Origin of the sequence: Streptomyces atratus (assembly GCF_014648655.1) — a bacterium.
Classification (GTDB): Bacteria; Actinomycetota; Actinomycetes; order Streptomycetales; family Streptomycetaceae; genus Streptomyces; species Streptomyces atratus.
In genome coordinates this window covers 55,051-81,827 of sequence record NZ_BMRN01000003.1, presented here as the reverse complement: position 1 = coordinate 81,827, position 26,777 = coordinate 55,051, and the positions used below count along the sequence as shown (strand labels likewise).

The 26,777-nt window shown below is 70.9% G+C and carries 25 protein-coding genes and 1 pseudogene; 9 read left to right on the top strand and 17 right to left on the bottom strand.

Translation table 11 applies throughout. The features are described from left to right. Positions 1 to 14: 14 nt before the first annotated feature. A complete protein-coding gene (locus tag IEZ15_RS05960; protein ID WP_189275351.1) occupies positions 15 to 899 on the bottom strand; it encodes a LysR family transcriptional regulator in 885 nt (294 codons plus the stop codon). Positions 900 to 1,164: 265 nt separating this feature from the next. Between IEZ15_RS05960 and IEZ15_RS05955 the strand changes: the two genes are divergently transcribed. Continuing rightward, complete coding sequence (locus IEZ15_RS05955; RefSeq protein ID WP_189274813.1) at positions 1,165 to 1,896, top strand: DUF6585 family protein; 732 nt, start codon at positions 1,165 to 1,167, stop codon at positions 1,894 to 1,896. A gap of 15 nt (positions 1,897 to 1,911) precedes the next feature. Here IEZ15_RS05955 and IEZ15_RS05950 read toward each other — a convergent pair whose 3' ends face one another. The 3 genes and pseudogenes from IEZ15_RS05950 to IEZ15_RS05940 all read right to left on the bottom strand — a co-directional run bounded on the left by IEZ15_RS05950 (position 1,912) and on the right by IEZ15_RS05940 (position 4,971). Beyond that, positions 1,912 to 3,255: an MFS transporter gene (locus IEZ15_RS05950; protein WP_189274811.1), complete on the bottom strand. Its 1,344-nt coding sequence runs from the start codon at positions 3,253 to 3,255 to the stop codon at positions 1,912 to 1,914. A gap of 19 nt (positions 3,256 to 3,274) precedes the next feature. Next, a pseudogene (locus tag IEZ15_RS05945) lies at positions 3,275 to 3,742 on the bottom strand (ribosomal maturation YjgA family protein). Next, the gene (locus IEZ15_RS05940) at positions 3,739 to 4,971 is read right to left on the bottom strand and encodes an MFS transporter (RefSeq protein ID WP_229845786.1); all 1,233 of its coding nucleotides are present in this window, start codon (positions 4,969 to 4,971) and stop codon (positions 3,739 to 3,741) included. The pseudogene IEZ15_RS05945 and the gene IEZ15_RS05940 overlap by 4 nt, the downstream one beginning before the upstream one ends. Positions 4,972 to 5,120: 149 nt before the next feature. Between IEZ15_RS05940 and IEZ15_RS05935 the strand changes: the two genes are divergently transcribed. From IEZ15_RS05935 to IEZ15_RS05925, 3 genes are all read left to right on the top strand, one after another. Beyond that, positions 5,121 to 6,104: a GlxA family transcriptional regulator gene (locus IEZ15_RS05935; RefSeq protein ID WP_189274810.1), complete on the top strand. Its 984-nt coding sequence runs from the start codon at positions 5,121 to 5,123 to the stop codon at positions 6,102 to 6,104. Between the two features lie 277 nt (positions 6,105 to 6,381). After that, positions 6,382 to 6,633, top strand: a complete 252-nt coding sequence (locus tag IEZ15_RS05930) for a DUF6400 family protein (protein WP_114249221.1) — start codon at positions 6,382 to 6,384, stop codon at positions 6,631 to 6,633. Beyond that, positions 6,617 to 6,862, top strand: coding sequence for a hypothetical protein (locus IEZ15_RS05925; protein ID WP_189274808.1), 246 nt, complete (start codon positions 6,617 to 6,619; stop codon positions 6,860 to 6,862). The genes IEZ15_RS05930 and IEZ15_RS05925 overlap by 17 nt, the downstream gene beginning before the upstream one ends. A gap of 118 nt (positions 6,863 to 6,980) precedes the next feature. On the opposite strand, the gene IEZ15_RS05920 is transcribed toward IEZ15_RS05925, so the two are convergent. From IEZ15_RS05920 to IEZ15_RS05910, 3 genes are all read right to left on the bottom strand, one after another. Then, positions 6,981 to 8,030, bottom strand: a complete 1,050-nt coding sequence (locus IEZ15_RS05920) for a Zn-dependent alcohol dehydrogenase (RefSeq protein WP_189274805.1) — start codon at positions 8,028 to 8,030, stop codon at positions 6,981 to 6,983. Continuing rightward, positions 8,027 to 9,181: an acyl-CoA dehydrogenase family protein gene (locus tag IEZ15_RS05915; RefSeq protein ID WP_114245972.1), complete on the bottom strand. Its 1,155-nt coding sequence runs from the start codon at positions 9,179 to 9,181 to the stop codon at positions 8,027 to 8,029. Before IEZ15_RS05915 ends, IEZ15_RS05920 begins: the two co-directional genes overlap by 4 nt. An 80-nt stretch (positions 9,182 to 9,261) precedes the next feature. Further along, on the bottom strand, positions 9,262 to 10,176 hold the full coding sequence (locus tag IEZ15_RS05910; RefSeq protein WP_189274803.1) for an SDR family oxidoreductase: 915 nt from the start codon (positions 10,174 to 10,176) through the stop codon (positions 9,262 to 9,264). A gap of 83 nt (positions 10,177 to 10,259) precedes the next feature. Here IEZ15_RS05910 and IEZ15_RS05905 point away from each other — a divergent pair, with 83 nt between their 5' ends. Further along, complete coding sequence (locus IEZ15_RS05905) at positions 10,260 to 11,186, top strand: cyclase family protein (RefSeq protein WP_189274801.1); 927 nt, start codon at positions 10,260 to 10,262, stop codon at positions 11,184 to 11,186. A gap of 51 nt (positions 11,187 to 11,237) precedes the next feature. On the opposite strand, the gene IEZ15_RS05900 is transcribed toward IEZ15_RS05905, so the two are convergent. The 4 genes from IEZ15_RS05900 to IEZ15_RS05885 all read right to left on the bottom strand — a co-directional run bounded on the left by IEZ15_RS05900 (position 11,238) and on the right by IEZ15_RS05885 (position 15,602). Further along, on the bottom strand, positions 11,238 to 11,774 hold the full coding sequence (locus IEZ15_RS05900) for an ATP-binding protein (protein ID WP_229845760.1): 537 nt from the start codon (positions 11,772 to 11,774) through the stop codon (positions 11,238 to 11,240). Between the two features lie 517 nt (positions 11,775 to 12,291). Beyond that, entirely contained in the window at positions 12,292 to 13,239 is a 948-nt protein-coding gene (locus tag IEZ15_RS05895; RefSeq protein WP_189274799.1) for an acyl-CoA dehydrogenase family protein, read from the bottom strand. A gap of 7 nt (positions 13,240 to 13,246) precedes the next feature. Next, positions 13,247 to 14,401, bottom strand: coding sequence for an acyl-CoA dehydrogenase (locus tag IEZ15_RS05890; protein ID WP_114245967.1), 1,155 nt, complete (start codon positions 14,399 to 14,401; stop codon positions 13,247 to 13,249). A 7-nt stretch (positions 14,402 to 14,408) separates the two neighbouring features. Beyond that, positions 14,409 to 15,602, bottom strand: coding sequence for an amidohydrolase family protein (locus IEZ15_RS05885; protein ID WP_114249220.1), 1,194 nt, complete (start codon positions 15,600 to 15,602; stop codon positions 14,409 to 14,411). A gap of 157 nt (positions 15,603 to 15,759) precedes the next feature. On the opposite strand from IEZ15_RS05885, the gene IEZ15_RS05880 reads away from it, so the two are divergent. Further along, complete coding sequence (locus IEZ15_RS05880; RefSeq protein WP_189274797.1) at positions 15,760 to 17,355, top strand: class I adenylate-forming enzyme family protein; 1,596 nt, start codon at positions 15,760 to 15,762, stop codon at positions 17,353 to 17,355. A gap of 26 nt (positions 17,356 to 17,381) precedes the next feature. On the opposite strand, the gene IEZ15_RS05875 is transcribed toward IEZ15_RS05880, so the two are convergent. Continuing rightward, positions 17,382 to 17,903 (bottom strand): EF-hand domain-containing protein, encoded by a 522-nt coding sequence (locus tag IEZ15_RS05875; protein WP_114245965.1) that lies wholly within the window; start codon positions 17,901 to 17,903, stop codon positions 17,382 to 17,384. 80 nt (positions 17,904 to 17,983) lie between these two features. Continuing rightward, positions 17,984 to 18,352: an STAS domain-containing protein gene (locus tag IEZ15_RS05870; protein ID WP_189275347.1), complete on the bottom strand. Its 369-nt coding sequence runs from the start codon at positions 18,350 to 18,352 to the stop codon at positions 17,984 to 17,986. 334 nt (positions 18,353 to 18,686) lie between these two features. Here IEZ15_RS05870 and IEZ15_RS05865 point away from each other — a divergent pair, with 334 nt between their 5' ends. Both IEZ15_RS05865 and IEZ15_RS05860 read left to right on the top strand, forming a co-directional pair. Then, positions 18,687 to 19,277, top strand: a complete 591-nt coding sequence (locus IEZ15_RS05865; protein WP_189274794.1) for an RNA polymerase sigma factor — start codon at positions 18,687 to 18,689, stop codon at positions 19,275 to 19,277. A 50-nt stretch (positions 19,278 to 19,327) separates the two neighbouring features. Further along, positions 19,328 to 20,641, top strand: a complete 1,314-nt coding sequence (locus IEZ15_RS05860; protein ID WP_189275345.1) for a zf-HC2 domain-containing protein — start codon at positions 19,328 to 19,330, stop codon at positions 20,639 to 20,641. Between the two features lie 101 nt (positions 20,642 to 20,742). Here IEZ15_RS05860 and purU read toward each other — a convergent pair whose 3' ends face one another. Next, positions 20,743 to 21,621 (bottom strand): formyltetrahydrofolate deformylase, encoded by an 879-nt coding sequence (gene purU / locus IEZ15_RS05855; protein ID WP_189274792.1) that lies wholly within the window; start codon positions 21,619 to 21,621, stop codon positions 20,743 to 20,745. Positions 21,622 to 21,649: 28 nt separating this feature from the next. Continuing rightward, positions 21,650 to 22,096: an SCO4402 family protein gene (locus tag IEZ15_RS05850; RefSeq protein WP_093899874.1), complete on the bottom strand. Its 447-nt coding sequence runs from the start codon at positions 22,094 to 22,096 to the stop codon at positions 21,650 to 21,652. Positions 22,097 to 22,270: 174 nt separating this feature from the next. On the opposite strand from IEZ15_RS05850, the gene IEZ15_RS05845 reads away from it, so the two are divergent. Continuing rightward, positions 22,271 to 23,551, top strand: coding sequence for an ABC transporter substrate-binding protein (locus IEZ15_RS05845; protein ID WP_189274790.1), 1,281 nt, complete (start codon positions 22,271 to 22,273; stop codon positions 23,549 to 23,551). A gap of 69 nt (positions 23,552 to 23,620) precedes the next feature. On the opposite strand, the gene IEZ15_RS05840 is transcribed toward IEZ15_RS05845, so the two are convergent. Beyond that, a complete protein-coding gene (locus tag IEZ15_RS05840; protein ID WP_189274788.1) occupies positions 23,621 to 25,057 on the bottom strand; it encodes a hypothetical protein in 1,437 nt (478 codons plus the stop codon). A 171-nt stretch (positions 25,058 to 25,228) separates the two neighbouring features. Further along, positions 25,229 to 26,611 (bottom strand): NsdA family TPR-like regulatory protein, encoded by a 1,383-nt coding sequence (locus tag IEZ15_RS05835; protein WP_114245957.1) that lies wholly within the window; start codon positions 26,609 to 26,611, stop codon positions 25,229 to 25,231. Positions 26,612 to 26,777 lie beyond the last annotated feature (166 nt).

Below are 26,777 nucleotides of genomic sequence, written 5' to 3'. Positions count from 1 at the left end.
CGGCGGACGGCGGTTCAGCCGACGGCGTCGTGCAGCAGATCCCGCAGTTTCAGTGCCGCCGGAAGCGGGGCTGCGGGCAGCGCGACATGTACGGTCCGGCGCGGGGCGAGGTCGCCGAGCCGGCAGAGGGCGAGTTCGGCCGGGACCGCCCAAGCGGCCAGCGACGGGACCAGCGCGACCCCCAGCCCGGCGGCCACATAGCCGAACTTCCCGGTCCACTCCGCGATCCGGATGGTCTTTCTCGGCCTGAAGCCGGCCCGTGCGCAGATCTCGGCGAGCATCATGGGCCGGTCCGCTGGCGCGTCCTGGAGCCAGGCCTCATTGCGCAGTTCACGTAGATCGATCGCCCCGGATCCGGCCAGGCGATGGCTGCGCGGGAGAGCGACGAGCAGCTCGTCCACCAGCAGAGTCTCCGTGGTGACACCGTCGGCCGACGACAGGCCGGACGGGTAGTCGCTGACCACGGCGAGGTCGAGCGCTCCCTCCGCGAGACGCTGCATCAACGTACCGCTCCGGCCCTCGGCCGCTATGACCTCGACATCCGGTCTGGACTGCACAAACGCCCGCAGAGCGGCGGGCACCAACGAGATGTTGGCGGTGGCGAACGCCCCGACGCGCAGCGTCCCGCCATGCCCCGCATGGATCACGGTCAGCTCGTGCTCCGCCCTCGACAGACGGTCGAGCACCTCCACGGCGTGACGGTGCAGCGCGTGCCCGGCAGGGTTCAGCCGTACGCCCCGGGCGAGCCGTTCGAACAGCGGCCCGCCCGCCCGCTTCTCCAACGAGGCGATGCGCCGGGACACCGCGGACTGCGTGTAGTCGAGCCGGACCGCGGCCTTCGTGAACGATCCGGTCTCGGCCACCGTCACCAGCAGACGCAGTGCGTCGGTCTCGAACACATTCCCCCCAAGCATGGCCCGCATGCAATCTAGTCGCTGGTGGAATGACTTGTCCCGCCCTAGCGTCGATCACGTGGTCGCGCTTGCGGGACGGGGCCGGACGGAACCGTCGCCCCGCGACTTCTCCGGCATCAACTCCGAGAGGGCAACGTGTCGTTACCGACGAAAACCGACCCGCGGCGGGGCCGGTGACCGCGCACCTCGCGGTCGGACGAATGATCCCCCGTACCCGCCTGCTCGCCCAGCTGATCGAGAGGACCCGGCGATGACCAGACCGACACAGCCCCATCTGTCGCCTGAGGCCGCCGAACTGGCCGCCCGTCATCAACTCGGCGCGCTGGAAGGAACCTTCAGCCCGAAGCGCCTGAGCAAACCGCTCTTTGCCCTCTACATCTTCACGATTGCCCACCTCTTGGCGATGTTCGTGATACCCGGCCTGATGTTCTTCTGGTGGCTGCGCCGGTATCCGGACTTCAGCAGAAAGCAGGCCGCCAAGCGTCTCCATCTGTTCGAGCACGGAATGATCGTGCACCCGCAGTCCGGCGACGGCATGGTCGCCATCCGCTGGGACTCCGTGCGGCTCTACCAGAACATCAGCCAGAAGATCATCAACGGTGTCCCCGGCCCCATCGACCACGTCTACTCCGCGGTCGCCCCGGGCCGCGTCAACGCGACGATCACGGATTTCTACGAAGGCCCCCAAACCTGGGGACCTCATATGCAGGGGGCCGTTCTCCGCGCCCAGGGACCGGCGGTCCTGGAATCGATCCTGGAAGGGCAGAGGGTCAACTTCGGTGACTTCTCGCTCTCCCGCACCGGCGTGACCACCAGCAGGAGCGGTCACCTCCCCTGGTCCGACGTCCAGGAGATACAGGTCGGGGCGGGCAGGGTTCACATCATGAGGACCGGTGAATCCGGCCGCTGGTGCAGCGTCGCGGTCAGCGACATCGCGAACTTCCCTGTCTTCCTGACGGTCGCCGAGAACCTCTCCGCCTGAGACCGGCCGGCACCGTCAGCCGAGTCCCGCGGCGACGCCCGACGGCTCCCGGACCCGTCGGATCACCAGCGCCATCAGGGCCGCCATCGCGCACAGCGCCCCCGACGCGTACCAGACCATGTCGTACGAGCCGAACACATCGCGCGCCACACCGCCCAGGAACGCCACCAGGGCCGCGCCCACCTGGTGGGAGGCGAGGACCCAGCCGAAGACGATGGCGCTGTCCTCGCCGTACTGCTCGCGGCACAGGGAAAGCGTCGGCGGGACGGTGGCAACCCAGTCCAGACCGTAGAAGACGATGAAGAAGACCATCGGCGGGTGCACCGTCGGTTCCATCAGCATCGGCAGGAAGAGCAGCGAGATGCCGCGCAGCGCGTAGTAGACGGCGAGGAGCCGGCGGGCGTCGAAGCGGTCGGTGAGCCAGCCGGAGAAGACCGTGCCGATGATGTCGAAGACCCCGATGACGGCGAGCAGCGAGGCCGCGGCGGTGATGGGCATGCCGTGGTCGTGGGCCGACGGCACGAAGTGCGTACGGATCAGGCCGTTGGTCGAGGCCCCGCAGATCGCGAACGTACCGGCCAGCAGCCAGAACGGCCCGGTGCGGGCGGCGTCGAACAGGACGCGTACGGTGCGCCTCGCCGCCCCGTGTGCGGGTGCGGGCTTCTCCACGTATGTGCCGCCGTACGGGGCGAGGCCCACATCGGCCGGGTGGTCGCGCATCAGGAGCCGGACGAACGGGACGACGACCAGGGCGGCGAGGGCCACGGTCACCGAGGCCGGGCGCCAGCCGTGCTCCTCGACGATCCAGGCGCACAGCGGCAGGAAGACCAGCTGGCCGGAGGCGCCCGCCGCGGTGAGGATGCCGGTGACCAGGCCGCGCCGGGCGACGAACCAGCGGTTGGTGACCGTTGCCGAGAAGGCCAACGCCATCGACCCGGTGCCGAGGCCGACGAGCAGCCCCCAATAGATCATCAGCTGCCAGGAGGCCGTCATCCAGACGCTGGCCAGCGCCCCGGCCGCCACCGTGGAAAGGGCCACGACGACGACCCGGCGGATGCCGAAGCGGTCCATCAGCGCGGCCGCGAACGGCGCGGTGAGCCCGTACAGCGCCATGTCGATGGAGACGGCGAGTCCGATCTCCCCGCGCGACCAGCCGAATTCCGTGTGGAGCGGGTCGATGAGGAGGCCGGGCAGGGAGTTGAAGGCGGCGCCGCCGATGATCGTCACGAAGGTGACGACGGCGACGATCCAGGCGCGGTGAACGCGCCGACGGGAGCGCCTGTCGGGGGCTACGGAGGTGGCCTGCCGGTCGTCGTCCCGGGCGGCGCTTTCGGTTGTCTGGGTCACGTCACTCAGCATCGGGTCATGGCGTGCGCCCTCACGAGTGGCCGGAGGGACACGCTTCGCAAGAATCGGGCCATGACCGCGGGCGAACCGGGGAAGTAGCCGGAGCCACCGCCGCCGCCCCTGCGAATGCGGCCCAGGCCGCTGACGCCCCCACCGCGTACCAGAACAGATCGGGTGCGTTGAAGGTCGAGCCGAGGACCAGCCGCGCCACCGCGCTGTGCCGGGAGAGCTCCGCGGGCACCCCGGTCAGTTGCAGCAGCTCGACCGCCCAGCTGAACGCCAGCGCCGTCCCGGCCTTGGTGACCGGCCGCGCGCGGGGTGCGATCACGGCGACCAGGGCGCAGATCAGTACGGTTTAGAGCGCGTCCCCGGCGTACTTGGCGACGTCTCCGTTCGCGAACGCCCTCACCCCGAGCCCTGCGATGGCGGTCAGCACCGCTGCCCCGGCCGTGACGGCCCGTGCCGTCAGTGCGTCCACGCTCACCCGATCCCCTCTCACCCGATCCGCTCCAGCCGCCGGATCGGCCGGGCCGCCAGCAGTACCGCCACCACCATCATGTTGATCACCGCTCCGGCCAGCAGCACCTCCGGTGCGCCCAGCCGGTCCGCGACCGGTCCCGCCAGTGCCCGGCCTGCCGCCAGCATCAGCAGGGAGCCCGCCACGTCGTACGCGTGCAGGCGGTTCAGCGCCTGCGGCGGGACATGGGTCTGGACCGTCGTCGACCACATCACCAGCCAGAACGCGAACACCCCGCCCGCCACGAACTGCCCGACCCCCAGTGCGGACACCGGCAGCCCGAGCCCCAGCACCACCAGGTTCACACACACCCCGGTCAGCGCGATCGCGCCCGCCGCGAGCGGGCGGCGCGGTCTCAGGCGCAGGGCGAGCAGCCCGCCGACGACGCTGCCCGCGCCGTTCACCGCCATCATCACGCCGTACGTCCCCGAGCCGTGCGCCTCGGTGACCTCGACCGCGGTCAGCGGGAGCATCGGGCCGATCACGGTGAATCCGTACACGGTCCAGATCGCGATCACCCCCCACAGCCAGCTACGGGCCTTGAACTCCCGCCATCCGTCGACCAGTTCGGCGACGAACGTGCCACGCTGTGCCGCGTCGGACGGCATCGGGGCGAGCCGCAGCAGGAAGAGGCAGACGCCGGAGACCGCGAAGGTCGCCGCGTTCGCCGCGTACACCGCTCCGGCGCTCGCGAGTCCGACCAGGAGTCCCGCGAAGGCCGGGCCCGCCATCGTCATCAGCGCCTCGGAGACCCGAAGCACCGCGTTGCCGCGCTGCACGTCCAGCGACACCCGGGGCACGGTCGACGCGACGCCCGGCTGGAAGAGCGCGGCCCCGACGCCGGCCACCGCGCTCAGTGCGTACACCGCCCACAGCGGCGGGTTGCCGGTCGCGAAGGAGACGGCGAGCACCGACGCCCCGACCAGCCGCAGCGCATCGGCGATGATCATCATTCGACGCGGGGTGAAACGATCCGCCAGCACGCCGCCGAAGAGCACGAAGAGCGCCAGCGGGCCCATCCAGGCGGCCAGCGCGAAGCCGACGGACGCGTGCGGGCGACCGGCTCCCAGCAGACCCGCGGTGAGCGCCACCGGGATCATGCCGTCGCCGAAGAGTGCGGCGGTCCGGGCGATGAAGAAGAGCCGGAAGTTACGGTTCCAGAGCTCGCTTCCCGGCCGTTCGCCGTCCCGGCGCGCGTCCAGGGGCGGCAGGGCGGCCGACGGGTCCGAGGGGGACGACTGCGAGGGTGCGTTCGCGCGGGCCGCGCCGGGAATGCACTCGTGCTCTGCTGACTTTTCCTTCACGTCGGTGACATGTATCAGTTTATGGTCTATACCACTAGGGGTAAGGGAGGCCTGCCGTGAAGCACAGAGTCGTCGTCCTCGCCCTCGACGGGCTGCTCCCGTTCGAACTGGGCATCCCTCAAAGGATCTTCGGCCTGGCGCTCAGTTCCGAGCCGCATGACAGGGGCCGGAAACTGTACGAAGTCGTTACCTGTTCCGTCCGCCCACCGGGACCGGTCTCCACCGACGCGGACTTCACGATCACGGTCGAGCGCGGCCCCGAAGCACTGGCCACCGCCGACACCGTCGTCATCCCCGCCTCGTACGAACTCGGCCCCGTCCACGAAGAGGGCAGACTGTCGGGCGAGCTCGCCGCGGCGTTCGCGTACATCAGGCCGGGCACCCGGCTCGTCTCGATCTGCACCGGAAGTTACGTCCTCGCCGCCGCCGGGTTCCTCGACGGGCGCCCCGCCACCACCCACTGGTCCTCCGCCGACCACTTCCAGCAGCTCTTCCCCAAGGTCCAGGTCGACCCGGACGTCCTGTTCATCGACGACGGGGACGTCCTGACCTCTGCCGGGGTCGCCGCCGGAATCGACCTCTGCCTGCACATCGTGCGCCGCGACCACGGCACCGCCGTCGCCAATGACGTCGCCCGCCGCACGGTGGTGCCCCCGCACAGGGACGGCGGGCAGGCGCAGTACATCCAGCGCCCTGTCCCCGAGGCACAGTTCGCGACCACGACCGGTGCGCGCGCCTGGGCGCTCGGGCGGCTGGACCGGCCGATCCTGCTGCGTGACATGGCGCAGCAGGAGTCGATGAGCGTACGGACGTTCACCCGCCGGTTCCGCGAGGAGGTCGGGGTCAGTCCCGTCCAGTGGCTGACCCGGCAGCGGGTCGAACGGGCCCGGCAGCTGCTGGAGTCGACGGACCTGTCGATCGACCAGGTGGCGAGGGACGCGGGCTTCGGGACACCCACATCGCTGCGGCAGCATCTGCAGGCGGCGCTGGGGGTGTCCCCCACGGTGTACCGACGCACATTTCGCGCGGGGAGGACCTGACCGGGCGCTCCAGCCGTTACCCCTCCGCATCGCTCGGATTCCCCCCGCCCCGACGCCCCGGACGACCGCATGAAGTACGTCACAGTGCCGCCCGTGGACCGCGTCCGCCGCCGGGGCCCCGGCGCCGGCAACGCCCCACCCCCGCCGACCGATCCGAGGCTTCCTTCCCCGGAGGCCGGGGGCCGCTCCTCCACGGAGCGACTTAGGTCACCCTTCCCTGTCACCGCTTCCGCCTGATACGCATGTGGAGTTCCACCGGCACTTCGGGAGTTTCGCCATGAAAAAGGGAAATCCAGACAGCCTCATACCCTTCACGATCGATCTGACGTTCGAGGAAGCTCGGCGCCGGGCCGAGGTCGTGACCGCACTCGGGCCCGACTGGGACCCGGTCGCCGTCCTCCAGGGCGAGGACGAGGCGTATGCGCTCCTCTACTCGGGCCTGGACGCCGAACAGCAGCGCACCTACGACCTGCTGGTGGCGAGCGGCGTCCTGCCGGGAAGGGGACCGGGTCGTGCGACTGCCCATTGATCCGCAGGCGGACGTGGCCCGCCGCGCCTGGCTGCCCTGCCCCGTCTGCGACGACGCCCGTCATTGCGAGAACTGCGCCGACCTCCGCACCTGCGGTGAGCACTGGCGCTATCTGATATCCAACAAGGGACCGGTCGTTCACCTCCAGTGCCCGCAGTGCACCCACATGTGGTCCGTGAACACGCGGCCCGGCGTCACCCGGCGCGACAGCAGCGCCTTCGGCGACTGACCGCCGGCAACGCGGCCGGGCGCGGCGCCGGGGCACGCGACCCCGGCGCGATCCGGACAGGAGGGCCCGGGATTCGCCGGTCCGGGAGGACGCCGGCCCCGGACGGCCTTCACAGGGCCTAGAACACCAGCACCCCGCGCGCCACCCGGCCGTGGTGCGCGTCGTCCGCCGCCTTGGCGAAGTCCTCCACCGCATAGGTCTCGGTGACGAGTTCGTCCAGGAGCAGCCTGCCCTCCCGGTACAGGTCCGCGTAGAGCGCGATGTCCCGCTGCGGGCGCGAGGAGCCGTACCGGCAGCCCAGAATCGACTTGTCCAGGTACATCGACGAGACGAGGAACGACGCCTCGGCCGTCGCCGCGGGGACACCCAGCAGGATGGCCTGGCCGTGCCGGTCCAGCAGATCGATCGCGGTACGGATCAGTTCTGTCCGGCCCACGCACTCGAAGGCGTGGTCCGCGCCGCTGGGCAGGATCTCCCGTACGCCCTCTGCCGACGTCAAGAAGTGCGTCGCACCGAACTGCCGCGCCACCGCCTCCTTCGCCGGGTTGGCGTCGACAGCGACGATCGTCAGGGCGCCCGCGATCCGGGCGCCCTGGATCACATTGAGTCCGATGCCGCCCGTGCCGATCACCACGACCGTGTCGCCCCGGTCGACCCTCGCCCGGTTGAGTACGGCTCCGACTCCCGTCAGCACCCCGCAGCCGATCAGGGCCGCCGAGGTGAGCGGCAGACCGGCGGGGATCTTCACCGCCTGCACGGCCTTGACCAGGGTCCGTTCGGCGAAGGCCGAGTTGGACGCGAACTGGTACAGCGGTTTCCCGCGCCGCGAGAACGGCGCTCCCGGCATCCCGATCGCCTTGCGGCACATCGTCGGCCGGCCCCGGTCGCACTGGGCGCACGCCCCGCAGTTGGCCAGCGTGGACAGCGACACATGGTCGCCGGGCGCCACATGACCGACGCCCGCACCGACGGCCTCCACCACACCCGCACCCTCGTGCCCGAGCACCACCGGCGCCGGGAACGGAATCGTCCCGTCGATCACCGACAGATCGCTGTGGCACAGCCCGGCCGCGGCCACCGCCACCAGCACCTCACCGGGGCCCGGGTCGCGTATCTCCAGATCGTCGACGACCTCGGTCCGCTTGCCGTCGAAGACGACGCCTCTCATCTCGGCTCCCTCGGTAGGCCGAGCACCCGCTCGGCGATGATGTTCCGCTGGATCTCGTCCGAGCCGCCGTAGATGGTGTCGGACCGGGTGAACAGGAACAGGCGCTGTGCCTCGTCGAGTTCGTACGGTGTCCGCGCCGACCAGTCGTCCGGGCCGACGGCACCCGCCGCGCCCCTGATCTCCACGGCCAGTTCGCCGAGGCGCTTGTGCCAGCCGCCCCAGAGCAGTTTCGCCACGCTGGGTGCGCCGGGGTCGCCCGTGGAGCCCAGGGTGCGCAGGGCGTTCCAGCGCATGGTCTGCAGCTGTGCCCACTGCCTCACGAGGCGCTCGCGCAGTACCGGGTCGGTGACGGCGCCGCCGTCGACAGCGGCGCGGACCACCCGGTCGAGTTCGGCGGCGAACCCGATCTGCTGGACGAGTGTGGAGACGCCGCGTTCCAGGGCCAGCAGCCCCATGGCGACCGCCCAGCCGTTGCCCTCGCCGCCGACACACTCCTGCGCGTGCGCCCCGTCGAAGAAGACCTCGTTGAACTCGCTGGCACCCGACATCTGACGGATCGGCCGCACCTCGATCCTGCCCGGCTGGTCCATCGGCAGCAGCAGGAACGACAGGCCGTGGTGGCGGCTGGAGCCGGGCTCCGTACGGGCCAGGACGAAGCACCAGTCGGCGTCTCTCGCGAGCGACGTCCAGATCTTCTGCCCGGTGACGCGGTGGCCGCCGCGGCCCTTGTCGGGTACGGCGGCCGTCCGCACCCCGGCGAGGTCCGATCCGGCGCCCGGCTCGCTGTATCCCTGGCACCACAGCTCGTCGCCGCGTGCCACGGCGGGCAGGAAGCGCTGTTTCTGCGCCTGCGTGCCGTAGGCGATCAGGGTCGGGGCGAGGAGGTTCTCGCCGATGTGGCCGACCCGGGCGGGGGCGCCGACGCGGGCGTACTCCTCGGCCCAGACGACCTGCTGGGTGAGGCTTGCATGCCGGTTGCCGTGGCCGGCGCCGTGGTTGTCCCAGCCGAGACCGATCCAGCCGGCCCGGCCCAGCTCCTGCTCCCAGGCGCGGCCACCCTCGGCGGCGCAGGGCTGCGTGAGGTGGGCCTCCAGCCAGGACCGGGCCTCCTGGCGGAAGGCGTCGTCCACCGCGTCGAATGCGAAGTCCACGTCCACTCCTCGGTGTCGGGCGGAAGATCCAGCCCCTCCGGCGATCGAGGAGCGGGGCCGGGGCGGAGCCCCGGTGGAGGTCACGCGTTCGGCCGCGCCCTCGCCGCCGCCGCGGCCGCCATCTCCTCCAGCTGCGCCAGCATCGGCATCGGGTCCGTGCCCACCGTCCCCGGCAGGAAGTCCGCGATCCGTTCCGGGGTCCAGGCCCCCTCCGCGTACCCCGCCCGCAGTTCCCTCGGCTGGGCCCAGACCGCGATCTTCGGTCCTGCGATCGTGTACACCTGGCCGGTGATCTTCTCCTTGCGGGCCCGTTCGCTGAGCAGGTAGACGACGAGCGCCGCCACATCCTCCGGCTCGCCGATCTCCTTGAGTTCCATGGGCACATTGGCGGACATCCGGGTGCGGGCGACCGGGGCGACGGCGTTCGCCGTGACGCCGTACTTGTGCAGGCCGAGCGCCGCGCTCCGTACCAGCGAGATGATCCCGCCCTTGGCGGCGCTGTAGTTGGCCTGGGCGACGCTGCCCTGATGGTTGCCGCTGGTGAAGCCGATCAGCGTGCCGCCGTCCTCCTGCTTCCGCATCACCGCCGACGCGGCCCGGAAGACGGTGAAGGTGCCCTTGAGGTGGGTGGCGACCACCGGGTCCCACTCCTCCTCGGACATGTTGAACAGCATCCGTTCCCGCAGGATCCCGGCCACGCACACGACCCCGTCGATCCGCCCGTACCGCGCGAGCGCCGTGTCCACGATCCGCTGCCCGCCCGCCATCGTGGAGATGTCGTCGGCGACGGCCACCGCCTCGCCGCCCGCCGCCTCGATCTCCTTGACGACGGACTGCGCTATCTCGCTGCTCGGCTCGCCGCCCTCGATGGAGACGCCGTAGTCGTTGACGACGACTCTCGCCCCCTCGGCCGCCGCCGCGAGTGCGACCGCCCTCCCGATGCCGCGCCCGGCCCCCGTCACGGCGACCACTTTGCCTGCCAAGAAGTTCCCCATGCCCGGACCCTTCCCACGGTTTCTGACGGACCGTTAGATTTTATGGGTCATCAGGTCCACGAACACAAGCCCCGGGAGGCCCCGTGTCACTGCCGGCCGAGTTCCACGAGATCGCCGAGCGGGTCAACAACTGGGGCCGCTGGGGTGCCGACGACGAGATCGGCACGCTCAACCTGATCACCGACGCGGTCGTACGCGAGGCGGTCGCCGCCGTCCGCACCGGGCTGCGCATCCCGCTCGCGCTCCCCCTCCAGCAGGACGGCGTCCAGAGCGGACTGATCCCGGGGCGGATCAATCCGCTGCACACCATGGTCCAGATCAATCAGGAGCTCTTCGGCCCCGGCACCGTCGCCACCAGCGACGACACAGCCGTCCTGAGCCTGCAGACGGCCACCCACTGGGACGCCCTCACCCACGCCTCGCACTCGGGGAAGATCTACAACGGCCGCCCGGCCGCCACGATCACCGCGCACGGCGGCGCGCAGTTCAGCGGGATCGACAAGGCGCCGCACATCGTCTCGCGCGGGGTGCTGCTCGATGTGGCGCGCGCACACGGCACGGACAGGCTGCCCGGCGACCATGCCGTCACCCCCGAGGACCTGGACGCGGCCGAGGAACTGGCAGGAGTCGGGGTCAGGGCCGGTGACATCGTGCTCGTACGGACGGGGCAGGTGCAGGCCTATCTGGCGGGCGACAAGCATGCGTATGCCTATCCATCGCCCGGTCTCTCGATCAGGACGCCCGAGTGGTTCCGTGCGCGCGATGTCGCGGCGGTCGCCAATGACACCCTGACCTTCGAGATCTTCCCGCCCGAGATCGAGGATCTGTGGCTGGGGGTGCATGCGCTGGACCTGGTCGAGATGGGCATGCTGCAGGGCCAGAACTGGAACCTGGAAAAGTTGTCCACAGCCTGTGCGGAAGAGAAGCGGTACAGCTTCCTGCTCTCCGCGATGGCGGAACCGTTCGTCGGCGCGACCGGCACCCCGGTCGCCCCGGTCGCCGTTCTCTGAAGGGGGCTCGGGCCGGCGCCGTACCGCAATCCGGACCGACCGCTTCAGCCTTTATGCGCGATGCGTGATGACTCGTGACGGCTCGTACGCCTCGCGGTCCGCATCCGCCGCGCCCGGTGCGCCATGAACACCTTGCACGCTCTGCACGACCGGGTGCACCGGCACCACCTGGATCACCGGGGCGCCCCGGTCGACCTCGCACCAGATGCGCTTCCCGGCACCCTCCGGCTGCCAGCCCCAGCGGTCCGCGAGGCCGTCGACGAGCTCCAGGCCCCGGCCGCCGGTGTCCTCACCCGCCGCGTGGCGCTGCTGCGGCGGACGACAGCTGGTGTCGGCCACCTCGACCCGCACGGTCCCGGCCGTCCCCGCCGTTTCCGCCGTGCCGAACAGCATGCGCAGCACGGCCGGACAGCCGGTGTGGACGACCGCGTTGGTGACCAGCTCCGAGATCAGCAGGATGAGCGTCTCGGCCAGCGGCTCGTCGTCTCTTATCCCGGACCCGACCAGTCTCGATCGCGCCCATCTACGGGCCCTCCCGACCTCCGCGGGATCCGGCCCGACCTCCAGCTGAACCTGAAGCACCTGCACCGCTCACACCATCCGAACCGGCGGACACATCGCCTCGCGCCTCCTCAGGGTCACGGAACGTGATTCCCTTACGAGACAGCATGGTTGACGTACAGTCACCGCAACAAGCGCTTCGGGCATATTCCAGCGCGAAGGAGTACGCGTGATGCATACTGTGCGACGCGCGCTGCGGGGAGTCGAACAGAGGCGCATCGAGGCCGCGGGAGTCGTCTCCCGGGCAGGCCCGGCGCTTCTGCGTGGAATGCGAGCAGGGCACCTCTTCCGGACCGGAGTCGCCGCACGGGCAACATCCGGATCATCCGATTCCAGAACCTCTCGCATCCCACGGAGCGTACCCGAGCCCGGCGCCGACTCCACCCCGTGACGAATCACGCAAAGGACACAAGCCGGCATCGGAACCCGCCGACTCCACTGCGTAACTCCGCAGCGTGAGGCTCAGCGGCCCGCCTGTCACCTGCGTGCGCCCCGCATCCACCCGCCGTCGCCCGCCCGAAGCCTCCACGGAACCCATGCGCAATCAGCACAGGTCGGCTGCAAGCGCCTCCTCGGCCGCCGCTGCCGTCAGCCACTGCCCGGACCGCAGCCACGCCCTCTTGAGGTGCAGATGGACATCTGCCTCCCAGGTGAAGCCCATTCCGCCGTGCACTTGAAGGCAGTCGCGCGCATTGCGGACCGCCGCGTCGTCGGCGAGCAGTTTGGCGCCCGCGATCTCGGCCCGGTCCGCGGTCACGGCCGCCGCGTAGACGGCGCTGCGGGCCAGCTCGGCGCGGACCAGCATCCCGGCGCACAGGTGTTTGACCGCCTGGAAGGACCCGATCGGCGATCCGAACTGTTCACGTTCACCGGCGTGTTGGACGGCCATCTCGGTCGTACGGGCGGCGCTGCCGAGCTGTTCGGCGGCGGCGAGCAGGGCTCCCTCGTCGCGCAGCCGCGCCCCGCCGGACAGGAGCTCGCCGGGCCCGACGGGGCCCGTGACCCGCCACAGGGGCGTGAACGGGTCGAGCGACCGCAGAGGCCTGGCGGCCTCCCGTACGACATCCCGCAGCGCCCCGCCGGTCATGACCCGCGCCTCTCCCGGCCCGAGTACGAGCAGGCCGTCCGCATCCCCCAGGTGCCCCACCGGCTGCCCCGCGTCCAGCACCGCGACCACCGTCTCGCCCTCCGCCGCCCCCTTCACCGCACCGGCGGCGAGGTGGGTGGCGATCAGCGGTCCGGGCAACAGCGACCGCCCCGCCTCCTCGAAGAGGAGGACCGATTCGGGCAGCCCGAGCCCGACACCGCCCTCCGTCTCCGGCAGCCGCAGCGCGAAGAACCCGGCCTCGCCGAGCTCCCGCCACAGGGCCCGGTCGATGCCCGTGCCGCCGTCGAGAGCCGCTCGCATCCGGTCCCTGCCGAAGCGTCCGGCGAGGAGTTCCCGCACCCCCGCCCGCAGGGCCCGCTGGTCGTCCGAGAGCTGGAAGTCCACAGCCCGCTCACCGCCCCTTCGGCAGGCCGAGGATCCGCTCGGCGACGATGTTCCGCTGGATCTGCGAGGTACCCGCGGCGATGGTGTACGAGAGCGAGGAGAGCCGGTCCACGGCCCACTCCCGGTCCAGATCGGCCGCGTCCGCGCCGAGCACCTCGGCGGCCGCCTCGTACAGCTCCTGGCGGGCGTGCGAGTAGCGCAGCTTGAAGACCGAGCCGCCGGTGCCCGGGACACCCCCGCTGCTCTGCGCCTCGCTGACGTTCCACTGGGTGAGCCGCCACAGTGCCCGGAATTCGGCGTTCAGCCTGCCCAGCCTGCGGCGCAGGACCGGGTCGTCCCAGCGGCCGTTCGCCTGCGCCTCGGCTGCCAGGGCGGCCAGGGTGCGGCGGCAGGCGACGACCTCGCCGACGAATGCCGTACCGCGTTCGAAGGAGAGGGTGACCATGGTGACCCGCCAGCCGTCGTTCTCCGCGCCGATGCGGTGGGAGACCGGCACCCGCACCTCGTCGAGGAACATCTCGGCGAATTCGGTGGACCCGGCGAGCGTGCGCAGCGGGCGGACGGTGACGCCGGGAGCGTCCATCCTCATCGCGAGCCAGCTGATCCCGCGATGCCTGGGCGCCGTCGGGTCCGTACGCACGAGCAGCTCGCACCAGTCGGCGACCTCCGCGTGCGAGGTCCAGATCTTCTGCCCGCTCACCACGTAGTGGTCGCCGTCGCGCACCGCACGGGTCCGCAACGAGGCGAGGTCCGAGCCGGCGTCCGGCTCGCTGAACCCCTGGCACCAGATCTCGTCGCCGCGCAGCACCGGTGGCAGCCAGCGCGCCCGCTGTTCGGCCGTGCCCTCGGCCGCGATCGTGGGCCCGGCGTGCAGCAGCCCGACGAAGTTCGCGCCGACGTACGGGGCGCCGGCCTTCTCGGTCTCCTCCAGGAAGATCAGATGCTGGGTCGGGGTGGCGCCCCGCCCGCCCGCGTCGGCGGGCCAGTGCAGGCCCGCGTAGCCCGCGTCGTACAGCATCCGCTGCCAGGCGGTGTCGTATGCGCGGCGCCCGGGCCAGTCGTCGGGGCCGGGCTTCGCGGGCAGTGACGGCAGCACGGCGGCCAGCCACTCACGCAGCCGTGCCCGGAACTCCTCCTCGGCCTCCGTGTACGCGAGATCCACCGCGCGCCTACTTGTCCAGGTCCAGATCGAGCATCCGGATCGCGTTTCCGCGCATCAGTTTGTAGACGGTCTCGTCGTCCAGTCCCTTGACGTGGTCGAGGGCGACCTCCTTGGTGTGCGGGAAGGTCGAGTCGACGTGCGGGTAGTCGGTCTCGAAGGTGGCGTTGTCCCGTCCGACCACATCGAGCGAGGCGACGCCGTGCTTGTCGCGGAAGAAGCAGCAGAACATCTGCCGGTAGTAGTACGTGGACGGCGGCTCGGGAATCAGATCGCGCACCCCGCCCCAGGCCCGGTGCTCCTCCCAGACGTCGTCGGCGCGCTCCAGGGCGTAAGGGATCCAGCCCATCTGGCCCTCGCTGTAGGCGAGCTTCAGCCGTGGGAACTTCACCAGCACCCCGCTGAACAGGAAGTCCATCATCGAGGCCATGGCGTTGTTGAAGGAGAGGCTGGCCTGTACGGCGGGCGGGGCATCGGGCGAGGCGGCGGGCATCTGCGAGCTGGACCCGATGTGCATGTTGACGACCGTGCCGGTCTCCTGGCAGACCGCGAAGAACGGGTCCCAGTAGCCGGTGTGGATCGACGGCAGTCCGAGGTAGGTGGGGATCTCGGAGAAGGTCACCGCCCGCACCCCGCGCGCCGCGTTCCGCTCGATCTCCGCCACCGCCAGGTCGATGTCCCAGAGCGGGATGATGCAGAGCGGGATGAGCCGGCCGCCGCTGTCGCCGCACCACTCCTCCACCATCCAGTCGTTGTAGGCGCGGACGCACGCCAGCGCTACTTCTTTGTCCTGCGCCTCGGCGAAGGTCTGGCCGCAGAAGCGCGGGAAGGTGGGGAAGCAGAGGCTCGCCTCGACATGGTTGAGGTCCATGTCCTTGAGGCGCTCGGCCGGGTCCCAGCAGCCGCGCCGCATCTCGGCGCGGGTGATCCCCTCCAGCGTCATGTCGTCGCGGTCGAAGCCGACGGCGGCGATGTTCCGCTTGTACGGGAACTTGAGGTCCTCGTAGATCCACCAGTCGGTCGGCGGCCCGTCCGGGTCCATCGTGATGACGTACTTGCCCCCTGTGTACGCCAGCTCGCCGATGCCCGCGGTGAGCGGCTGCGGGCCGCGCTCGCGGTATTTGGCGGGCAGCCAGGTCGAGAAGAGGTGCGGCGGCTCGATCACATGGTCGTCGACGCTGACGATCCGAGGCAGTTCCGTCATGGTGTCCCCTTCGGCGCACACTGCACGCATCTGATGGTTCGTCAGATTCGGTTTCGGCACTCAGGCTAGCCCCGCACCCCTGGACCGACAAGGCGCAGCGCTCTACGCTCTCGACATGATCTGACTACCCGTCAGTTACGAGGGAACGGGGAACGCAGTGAACGAGACCGCACACGCCCTGGGCGCATCGGGCACCTTCTGGGAACTCATCGAGCGCCGGGCCGCACTGACCCCGGACCGCCCCGTCCTGATCCAGGACGACCGCACCCTCACCTTCGGCGAGCTGCGCAGCCGCTGCGAGCGGGTCGCGGCCGGGCTGTGGGGGATGGGCGTGCGCCCCGGCAGCGTGGTCGCCTGGCAGCTGCCGACCCGGATCGAGACGGTGCTGCTGTCGTTCGCGCTGACCCGGATCGGGGCCGTGCAGTCGCCCGTCATCCCGTTCTACCGGGACCGCGAGGCGGGGTTCGCCCTGCGCGAGTCGAAGGCCGGCTTCTTCGCCGTGCCGGGTGCCTGGCGCGGCTTCGACCACACGGCGATGGCGCACCGGCTGGCCGCGGAGGCCGAGCATCCGCCGCTGGTCTTCGAGGCGTACGAGTCACTGCCGGACGGCGACCCGTCCGTACTGCCACCGCCGCCCGCCGACGGGACGGGGGTGCGCTGGATCTACTGGACCTCGGGCACCACCTCCGACCCGAAGGGGGTCCTCCACACCGACCGCAGCCTGATCGCGGGAGGCTCCTGCCTGGCCCACGCGCTGCGTCTGTCGGCGGACGACGTCGGTTCGGTGGCCTTCCCGTTCGCCCATGTCGGCGGGCCGGACTATGCGGTGATGCTGCTGCTGTACGGCTTCCCGGCAGTCCTCTTCGAGCACTTCGCGATGCCTGACGCGCTGGAGGGGTACCGGCGCCACGGGGTGACGGTCGCCGGCGGGTCCACGGCGTTCTACTCGATGTTCCTGGCCGAACAGCGCAAGGCCCCGGACCGGATGCTGATCCCCACCCTGCGGCTGCTGGCGGGCGGCGGGGCGCCGAAACCGCCGGAGATCTACCACTCGGTGGTACGCGAGATGGGCATCCAGCTCACCCACGGCTACGGCATGACCGAGGTCCCCATGATCACGATGGGCGCCCCCGACGACACGGCGGAACACCTCGCCGAGACGGAGGGGCGCCCGCCCGAGGGCATGGAGATACGGATCACCGACGAGGACGGCAAGCCACTGCCGTACGGCACGGACGGCGAGGTACGGCTCCGTGGGGAGGCCGTCTGCAAGGGTTATCTGAACCCCGAGGCGTCAGCGGCGGCCTTCGACGCGGACGGGTTCCTGATCACCGGCGATGTCGGCCATGTCGAGGCGAGCGGGCATCTGGTGCTCACCGGGCGGCTGAAGGACATCATCATCCGCAAGGGCGAGAACATCTCAGCCAAGGAGATAGAGGACCTGCTGCACCGGCACCCGGGCGTCGGGGACGTGGCGGTGATCGGGCTTCCGGACCCGGAGCGCGGCGAACGCGTCTGCGCGGTCGTGGAACAGCCGGCGGGCGCCGCCCCCCTGACCCTGCCGGAAATCACCGGCTACCTGCGGGCGGAGGGGCTCTCCGTGCACAAGCTGCCGGAACAGCTGGAGGTGGTGGCGGCGCTGCCGCGCAACGAGGCGCTGCGGAAGATACTGAAGTACCGGCTGCGGGAGCGGTTCTCCACCCCCGGCCCGCCCGGCGTTCGAGGGCACCTCATGGGCCCGTCCGGCGACTGAGGACGATCGGCCGCCGGACCGACCGGCTACGCGTCCGGCGCGATCACCGTGAAATAGGCGGCGAGCGCCGCCACCGCCTCGTTCTCGCCGACCTTGCCGTCCTGGTCCGCGTCCAGGTTCCGCGCCGCGAAAGCCGCCGTCTCCGCGCTCGCGCCCAGCACCCTCAGTGCTCGCTGCACGGCGGGTACGGAGGCCGCGCCCTCGTTGTCCTGGTCCGCCACGGCGAGCGCGGCGTGCAGGAAGGGGCGGGCGATCTCCGCGAAGCGTTCCGGGTTGTCGCGCAGCCGCTTCACGGCCCCGCCCACGAACTCCTCACGGGTGACCCGCTGGTCCCCGTCGACATCGGCGATGCCCGCCATGCCCTGCCAGAAGGCCTCGGCCCCGATGTAGAGCGCCTGGCCCTTGTCGCAGCGGGCCGTCGTACCGAACTCGGTGAGCAGACGGGCCGCGGCGGCACTGAAATCCGCGCGATCGATGTATCCGTTGCCGTCCTGGTCGAAGGCGGCGAAGCGGAGGGCGATCTTGCGCTCATACTCTGCGCTGTCCATGCGGGGAGCCTACGGCGCCGACAGACGTCACGTGCCACTTACGCGCGCCACCGGTGTTACAACCTGGTCATGGACCGGCTTCACGCCGAGAGCGGGCGGGCCCCGTCGTCGACGGCCGCGTACCGGTCGGGGTAGACGTCGAAGAGACGGCGTACCCCGAGGGCGGCGAGCACCCGGTTGACGTGGGAGCCCTCTTCCGCGCCGCGGGCCGGCAGGATCAGCCGCAGCCGGCCCCCGCAGGAACGCATCAGACGGCGGGCCGCGATCAGTACGCCGACGCCGCTGGAATCGCAGAACAGGACCTCGGAGAGGTCGAGCACCACATCGTGGCGGCCGACGGCGACCGCGTCGTGGACGGACTGGCGCACGAGGGGCGACGTCACCAGATCCAGTTCGCCCCGTATGCGCAGTACGGTCCAGTCGCCCTGCACGGTCTCGGCCACTTTCAGTGGCGTCCGGGAACGTTCCTGGGTGAGCCGCGGTGCGTGGGTGGTTGCAGCCGGTGGGTGGTTTCCACGAGGGCAAGGATTCCTCACGCGACTGGGCCTCTCGTTGCGGGGATTCCGACGTTCCGGAAGTTTCCGTTCCTCCTCGCGGCTGCCCCCGCCGCAGCCCTATGAAACACCGAGCCGCCCGGCGGGACACAATCGGGACCGTCGTCGGTGGATGGCGCATTCCCTACCATCCCAGGCCTCATCAGGGGCGTACTTGCCGTAAAGGGCGTGCATCGTCGGTGCCGCCGACTACATTCGATGTGACGAGGGGAACAGGGCTGGGGGTCGTATGTCGAAGAACGCACCACCCCGCTGGGACCGCAAGATGCAGCAGCGGCTGGCGCGCGGTGAGGCGGCTGCTCTCGGCGAGCTCTACGACCGGTTCGCCTCGCTCGTGCACAGCCAGGCCCACCGGATGCTCGACGACGAGACCGCCGCCGATCTGGTGACCCGCGAGGTCTTCGGCTACGTCTGGGAGAACCCGAACGCGTACGACCCGAAGCAGGGCTCGATGCGGTCCTGGGTGGCCCGGCTCACGCACCGCCAGTCCGTGCGGCGGCTGCGCGAGGAGGACGGCCTCCCGGGCGGTACGGACGAGGGGACCGGGGCCGCGGACCGGTCCGATCTGGAGGAGCGGGTGCGCCGGGCCACGGCCGCGGCCCGCGCCGATTACATCGTGGCGTCCATGCCCGCCCCGCTGCGGGCCGCACTGGAGCTCGCGTACATCCAGCGCCGGGACTACCGGCAGACGGCGGCCGACCTCGGGGTCACCGAGGACGAGGCCCGCCGCCGGCTGCGGCTCGGGCTGCAGCTGCTCTCCACCGCGCACACCCGTCCGCTGGAGGGGTCGTCGCCGCCCGGATACGGACGGCCGCTGTGACCGGTGACGACGACTCGAACGAACGCGAGGGGGACGGACGCGACGACGAGATGCGGAGCGCGCCGCGCATACCGGGACCCCGGGCCGCCGCGGACGACTTCGACCTCGACGCCTTCCCCCTGCCGCCGCCCGTGCCCGCGACCGAGCCCGAGGAGCCGCGGCCGGCCCCGCAACCGCCGACACCGGAACCGGAATCTGCCGCGGCACCACCGGCCCCTTCCGGCCCGCCCGCCGCACCGGCGCTGGTGCTGCCCCATCGCGTCCTCAAGGCCCTCCTCGGCGCCTGGGCCCTGGCCGCCTGCTCGGCGGAGGAGACCGAGGCCGTCGAGGCACATCTGACCGTGTGCGCCGCGTGCGCGGACGAGGCCCTGCGGCTGCGCGACGCGGTCGGCCTGTTGCAGACCGACCGCAGCCTGGATCTCGATCCGGCGCTGCGTTCCCGGGTGATCGACGCCTGTCTGAGCCGCCGTCCGGCCAACATCCCGGTGCCGCACTGGGCCGCCCCGTACGACGCGGAGACCGCGCGGCTCGACGCGCTGCTGCGTGACATCGGCGGCTCGGAGTGGCACGCACCGGTGCGGCTGAAGTGGTTCGAGGGCGAGCGCGCGGTCAATCGCAAGACGACGGTCGCGGGCGTCATCGGCCACCTCATGACCGTCGACGGGCTGGTCGGCACCGCCCTCGGCATGGACGTACAGCTCGGCGACGGCGCCTCGGGCCGGGGCGTCGACTGGCCGCTCTCGCCCGGTGCACGCACGGAGAAGTACTGGTCGGGAACCCGGCGGCCACTCACCCGCGCAATCCGCGGGCCCTGGCGCGAGCAGAGCCACGCCCTCATCCGTACGGTGTCCTTCGCCGGCCGCAAAGTCGCCGAACTCTCCGTCTCGTACGGGGACTTCGCCCTACCGATGCACGACTCGCTGCTGGACCGGGCCTTCGAATGCTGGGTGCACGGCGGCGACATCGCGGAGGCGGTGGACTATCCCTACGAGGCGCCCTCGGCCGCCCATCTCAACCGGATGATCGACCTGGCGGCCCGGCTCCTTCCGGCGGCTCTTGCCGAGCGCCGCGGGTCGGGGCCGGCCGGGCCGGCCCGCCATCTGGTGACGGCCGGTTCACCGGGCCGTTCGCTGCATCTGGAGGTCGAGGGCTCGGGCGGCGGGGACTGGTACATCCCGCTGGACTCCCCGGCCGCGGTCGGCTCGCCCGCGCACGCGGTGGCGCAGGTCGCGCTGGACAGCGTCGAGTTCTGCCAGCTGGTGGCCGGGCATGTGCCGCCGGTGGAGGCTGCGGCCGGTCAGCAGGGCGACCGTGAGGCGATCCGCGACGTGCTGTTCGCGGCCGCGTCGCTGAGCCGGCTCTAGGTCCGTCCTGTCGTCGGACTGCCGCCGTCCGCCGTGGGCGACGGCGGCAGTCCGACGACAGGACCTGTGCCGGGCCCGCAAAGTCCCGCCCGGCCCGCGTCCTACGAGAAGATCACCGTGCGGCGCCCGTTGAGCAGGATGCGGCGCTCCGCGTGCCACTTCACCGCCCGCGCCAGCGCCCGGCACTCCACATCGCGGCCGACGGCGACCAGCTGGTCCGGCGTGACGCCGTGGCCCACCCGCTCGACCTCCTGCTCGATGATCGGCCCCTCGTCGAGGTCGGCCGTCACATAGTGCGCCGTCGCACCGATCAGCTTCACACCACGGGCGTGCGCCTGGTGGTACGGCTTCGCGCCCTTGAAGCTCGGCAGGAAGGAGTGGTGGATGTTGATGATCCGGCCGCTCAGCTGCTTGCACAGATCGTCCGAGAGGACCTGCATGTAGCGGGCGAGGACGACCAGTTCGACGTTCTCCTCGCGGACCAGATCCAGCAGCTCCGCCTCCGCGGCGGCCTTGTTCTCCTTGGTCACCGGGATGTGCCGGAAGGGAACGTCGTACGAGGCGACGAGCTCGGCGAAGTCCGTGTGGTTGGAGACGACGGCGGCGATCTCGATCGGCAGCGCCTCGATCCGGGAGCGGAACAGCAGGTCGTTGAGGCAGTGCCCGAACTTGCTGACCATCAGCACGACCCGCATCCGCTCCGAGGAGCGGTGGATCTGCCAGTCCATCCGGAAGGAGTCGCCGATCGCGGCGAAGCTGGCCCGCAGCTTCTCCACGGTCACCGGGCTGTGCGCCGAGAAGTGGACACGCATGAAGAACAGACCCGTGTCGTGGTCGCCGAACTGCTGACTGTCCTCGATATTGCAGCCGGTCATGAAGAGATAGCTCGACACGGCGTGCACGATGCCCTGTTTGTCCGGGCAGGAGAGCGTGAGGACGTACTGCTCCGGGGTGGTCTCAGCAGGCTGCGGCGCGGTCATCCCCGTAGCGTGCCACACCGGACCGCTGTCAGGCCGTCCTGGTCATGATGCGGAGCACATCCAGGGAGCGCGGCGGGGCGTCCGGGTCGTCGCCGTCATTGGTGGCGAGCAGCACATGGGCCTCGCGGGCGGCCCGTACGGCCTCCGGCCAGCCGTGGTGCTCCAGATACGCCGACACGGGGGCGTCCGCGCCGACCTGGTGCATGATGCGCAGCACCCGGAGCACGGCGACGTCGACGAGGGCGGACTCGCCGGAGTCGCGGAAGATCGTCCCGACGTATTTCTCGGCGGACCAGTTGTCCAGCCAGGTGTCCTCGACCAGGCGGTACACGGCGTCGGTGACGTCGCCGTACCCTTCCTGTCCGGCCAGCCAGCACTCGTGGTGGAAAACGGGGTCGGAGAGCATGTGCAGCGCCGAGCGCACGTTGCTGCGCCAGCGCCACCAAGGCATGTCATTCAGCGGCATGCCGCCCATGGTGGAGGAGCGACGGCCGCGACGGGAAGTGTTCTCCGAACCTTGCTGCACGGTTGTCGATCGTACGTTCCCTTCCCGGCTCCCCGCACAGGCCCCCGTAATTCACCCGGATGTCACCGAGCGTTGTACCAAGCACACAGCAGCGTTACCCCACGGGCGGAAATGTGCATGTCTATGACCGGACGGCGACGCCTCACCTCCCCCCGCCCCTACAAGCTCCTCACAAGTACGGCGGCGGTCGGGGCGTTGCTGGTCACCGGCTGCGGTGCGCTCCCTGGGGCTTCGGGGGACTCCAGGGAGCCCCTCACCGTCGTGACGTGGGCCCCGGGCGGCGCCACGGAACCGGACACGGCGAACATGGCGGGCATGACCGCCATGGCGCGCACGTACGCCCGCTGGGTCAACAACAGCGGCGGGCTCGACGGACACAAGCTGCGCGTCGTCACCTGCGACGAGCAGGACACCTCGCTCGGCGCGGCAAACTGCGCCCGGCTGGCCGTCAAGGAGCAGGCGGTGGCGGTCGTCGGCTCGTACAGCCGGCACGGGTCCTCGTTCATGGCGCCGCTGGAGACCGCCCAGATCCCCTACATCGGCGGCTACGGCGCCTCCGACGAGGAGTTCAGCAGCTACGTCTCCTACCCCGTCAACGGCGGCCAGCCGGCACTGCTCGCGGGCAACGCCCAGCAGCTCGCCCGCAGTTGCGAGCGGGTTTCCGTGGTGCGGCCCGACACCCTGGCCGGCGACGACCAGGCCTGGCTCCTCAAGACCGGACTCACCGAGGCCCGTCGTCCCGAGCCCGCCGACATCCGGGCGGCGGAGTCGGCCACTTCGTACGACAAGGACGCCGAGCGGGCGCTCCAGGCGGCGGGGACGAGCGGCGGCTGTGTGACAAGTGTGCTCGGGGAGAGTACGGAGACGTTCTTCGACTCCTTCCGCCGGCTCGAACCGTCGTACGGGAGCGTAGGGATCTCGTCCGTACTCGGCAGTGTCGGGCAGCCGCTGATCGACAGCACCGGCGGCCGGAACAGCCCGTTCGAGGGGGCGTACCTCACCGGCTGGTACCCGGAATCGGGCGACGCCCGCTGGGACCTGATGCGGGAGGTGATCCGTAAGCACGCCTTCGGCGACAACCGGATCGACCCGGACGACACGGGCGTCCAGACCACGTGGATCGCGTACACCGTGCTGAACGAACTCGTGAAGTCGATCGACGCCCCGGAGATCACCGCCTGGAAGCTCACCTCCGCCCTCAACCACGGCACCCCCGTCGACACCGGCGGCCTCACTCCGGTGCTGCGCTGGCGCTTCACGGACATGCTCGGATCGTCCGCGTATCCACGTGTCGTGAACACCAGGGTGACGTTTCAGGTGGTGCGTGACGGGCGGCTCGTCGCGGACAAGAAGGGGTTCGTGGACGTGACGAAGACTCTGTCGGATGCGAGCGCGAAGGGGTGAGGTACCGGGGGCCGTGCCCCCGGACCCCCTCTCCTCAATCGCCGGAGGGGCCCGATACCGAGCCCCGGGTCAGAGCTCGGTCGCCGCATGCCGGGTCAGCCCGTACTTCGACGCGATCGAGTTCCACAGCCCCGACGCCTCCTGCTTCGCCTTGCTCGCCTCGCCGCTCTTCACGTTGGCTTGCTGGAACTCGGAGGTCGTCCGGGCCTTGCCGTGCTTGCAGACCTTCTTGCCGTTCTTGGCCTGGCCCGCCCACGCGGCGTAGTGCTCGTCGGCGGCGGCGGACGCCTGCCAGGCCTTGGTGAGGGAGGCGGTCAGCCGCTCGTGGTCCGGCAGCTTGTCGACAGTCAGCCCCTGGAGCCGGGTCACCAGATCACGGCGTTGCTGGGCGGCGCCTTTCAGATCGGTCACGGCCTGGTCCAGGTCGGTGCAGCTCTTGGTCTTCTCGACGGCCCCGATGACCGCGGCGCGGCTGTTGTTGCTGTCCGCCAGCAGCTTGTCGAGCGCCTCGGCCTGCGGCTTCGCCGGATCGGCCTCGGGCTGCGCGGAAGGCCGACCGGCGGATGAACCGGCGGCGGCCACCGGCTGCTTGTTGTCCGCGCCCTTGTCGTCGCCACCGCTCATCAACGCGCCCGCGCCGAGGCCGACGACGGCGCAGCCGACGACGACCGCAGCGATGAGCTTGACGTGCGCCCGCTTCTTGGGCTGCCCGGTCCGCCCCTGCGGACCCTCGTCCACGGGCTGGTACTGGGGCTGCGGGGCCCGTGGGGGCTGATGGGCGCCCTGGTGCTGCTGCGCGGGGTCGATCCGGGGCATCTGCTGGGTGGCGCCCGCATGCCCGTCGTTGCGGAACAGGTTGTCGAACTCGGCGGGAGGCTGCCGTTCGCCGGGGGTCCCGGGCCTGATGCCGTACGGGGCGCCACCGGGGACCGGCGGGATGAACTGGGTCGCTTCGGCGTCGCCGCCGTGCGCAGGCGCCTGGGGCTGCTGGTACGCCTGCGGCTGCGGCGCTCCGTGGTCGAGGAACTGGGTGGCCTCCGCCGGGCTCTCCGGCGGCAGCCCGCCCGGCGCGGGCCCGGCGGGCACCGGCGCGATGTACTGCGTGGCGTCCGCGTCCCCGCCCATGCCGGGCACGGCCTCGGGCGGCAACGGCTGCGCGTACGGCTGCTGGGGCTGCTGGGGCTGTGCGGGAGGCAGCGGCTGGGCCTGCGGCTGTCCGTATGCCTGCGGCTGGCCGTACGCCTGCGCCGGCTGCCCCTGCCCGTACGCGCCCTGCCCGTACGCGCCGTGCCCCTGAGCCTGTGCCTGTGGCTGCGACGAGGCGTCCTGGTGCGCCGACTGCGGCCCCCAGGGCTGCCCCCACGGCTGGCCGCCCGCCGGGGCGCCCTGATCCGCAGGCCCCCCCGGTATCCAGGGCTCGCCGCCACCCGCGGGCAGCACGACACCTTCGTGCGCGGGCCGTACAGCAGGGAGCTGCTGCTCGTCACCCTGTCCGCTCTGCGTCACCGGGACTCCTACGTGTAAACCTACGGAATCGTCGGCTCACGCTATCGGGTGGTTGCCACCCTTCGCCAAGCGCGTGATGTCACTCACCGCCCCTTCACAGGCGCTGTAACATCCAGCGCTCTCAAGACGCAGTTAAGGGGCGCTCCGTCGCACTCCACCGGTCGGACCCTCTCACGCCGCCTGGAGTTCCAGCCGCGCCCCGAACTCCCGCACCGCCGGCTCGTCCCCGTAGGGCATCAGCCGCTGCTGCAGATCGTCCAGATACTCCACTCCCCGGCTGGAGCGCACCGACCCCAGCAGCTCCATCGCCCGCGTGCCCGTGTGGCAGGCCTGCTCCACCTCGCGCAGCTGGACCTGGGCCGTGGCGAGAAGTACCAGGCCGATGCCGCGGCGGCGGGCCCGGGACTCCGGGTGGCCGTCCAGGGACTCCTTCGCCCGGCGGGCGGCCGCCTCGGCCTGCCCGAGGTCACGGTGACAGTGCGCCAGCTCGTCGGCGAGATAGGCGTGGTCGAAATGGGCGATCCAGTCGGGGTCGTCCCCGGTGCCCGATTCGGCATTCTCCATGGCCGTCAGCGCCCGGCCCGTCACCGCCTGACAGGTGCGGGCGTCGCCGAGCAGGGCGTGCCCGCGCGCCTCCGCCGCGTAGAACATCGCCTCCGCCCTCGGGGTGACACGCCCGCGCGCGCCCTCCTGTGCGGCCCGTGCCAGCTGGGCGATCTCCCGCGGATTGCCGAGCTGCGCGGCAAGGTGGCTCATCGACGCGGCCAGTACGTAACCCCCGTACGCCCGGTCGCCCGCCGCCTGCGCCAGGCGCAGCGCCTGGATGTAGTAGCGCTGGGCGAGCCCCGGCTGGCCCGTGTCGACCGCCATGTACCCGGCGAGTTCGGTGAGCCGCGCGACCGCCGCGAACAGCTGCCGCCCGACCGATTCGCGGTACGCCCCCGAGAGCAGCCCGGAGACCACGCTGTTCAGGTAGTGCACCAGGACCGGCCGCACATGTCCGCTGCCGAACCGGTGGTCGAGGTCGACGAGCGCGGCCGTCATCGCCCGCACCGCCTCCACGTCCGACGTCCCGACGCGGGCTCCGGCGGCCCGGGCCACCTGCGGGTCGGCGCCGGTGATCAGCCAGTCGCGGCTGGGCTCGACCAGCGCCGACGACGCGATCGTCGAACCGGACAGGAAGTCGCGGCGGCCGACATCGCTGCGCCACAGCTCACAGACCTGCTCGATCGCCCCGATCACGGTCGGGGCGAACTGCAGGCCGACGCCGGACGCCAGATTCTTGCCGTTGGCCATGCCGATCTCGTCGATCGTGACCGTACGGCCGAGCTTGCGCCCGAGCGCCTCGGCGATGATTCCCGATGCCCTGCCGCGTGGTTGCTGTCCACGCAGCCAACGGGCCACGGAGGTCTTGTCGTAACGCAGATCGAGCCCGCGCTCCGCGCCGACCATGTTGACGCGGCGGGCGAGGCCGGCGTTGGAGCATCCGGCTTCCTGAATGAGCGCCTGGAGCCGTTCGTTCGGCTGGCGGGCGACGAGAGGCCTGGCTGCCATGTTTCCCCCTGAGGCCGCAGTGATCGATGAGCGGATCACTGCCCGGCTAATACACGGAAAATGCACACATTCATCGTGTTCATCACGTACGACGTGTTCCTTGTCATTCATGTCGGCATATGACAGAGGCCGACCGTTCCGGAGTTGCCCCTAAATGGCTACCCGC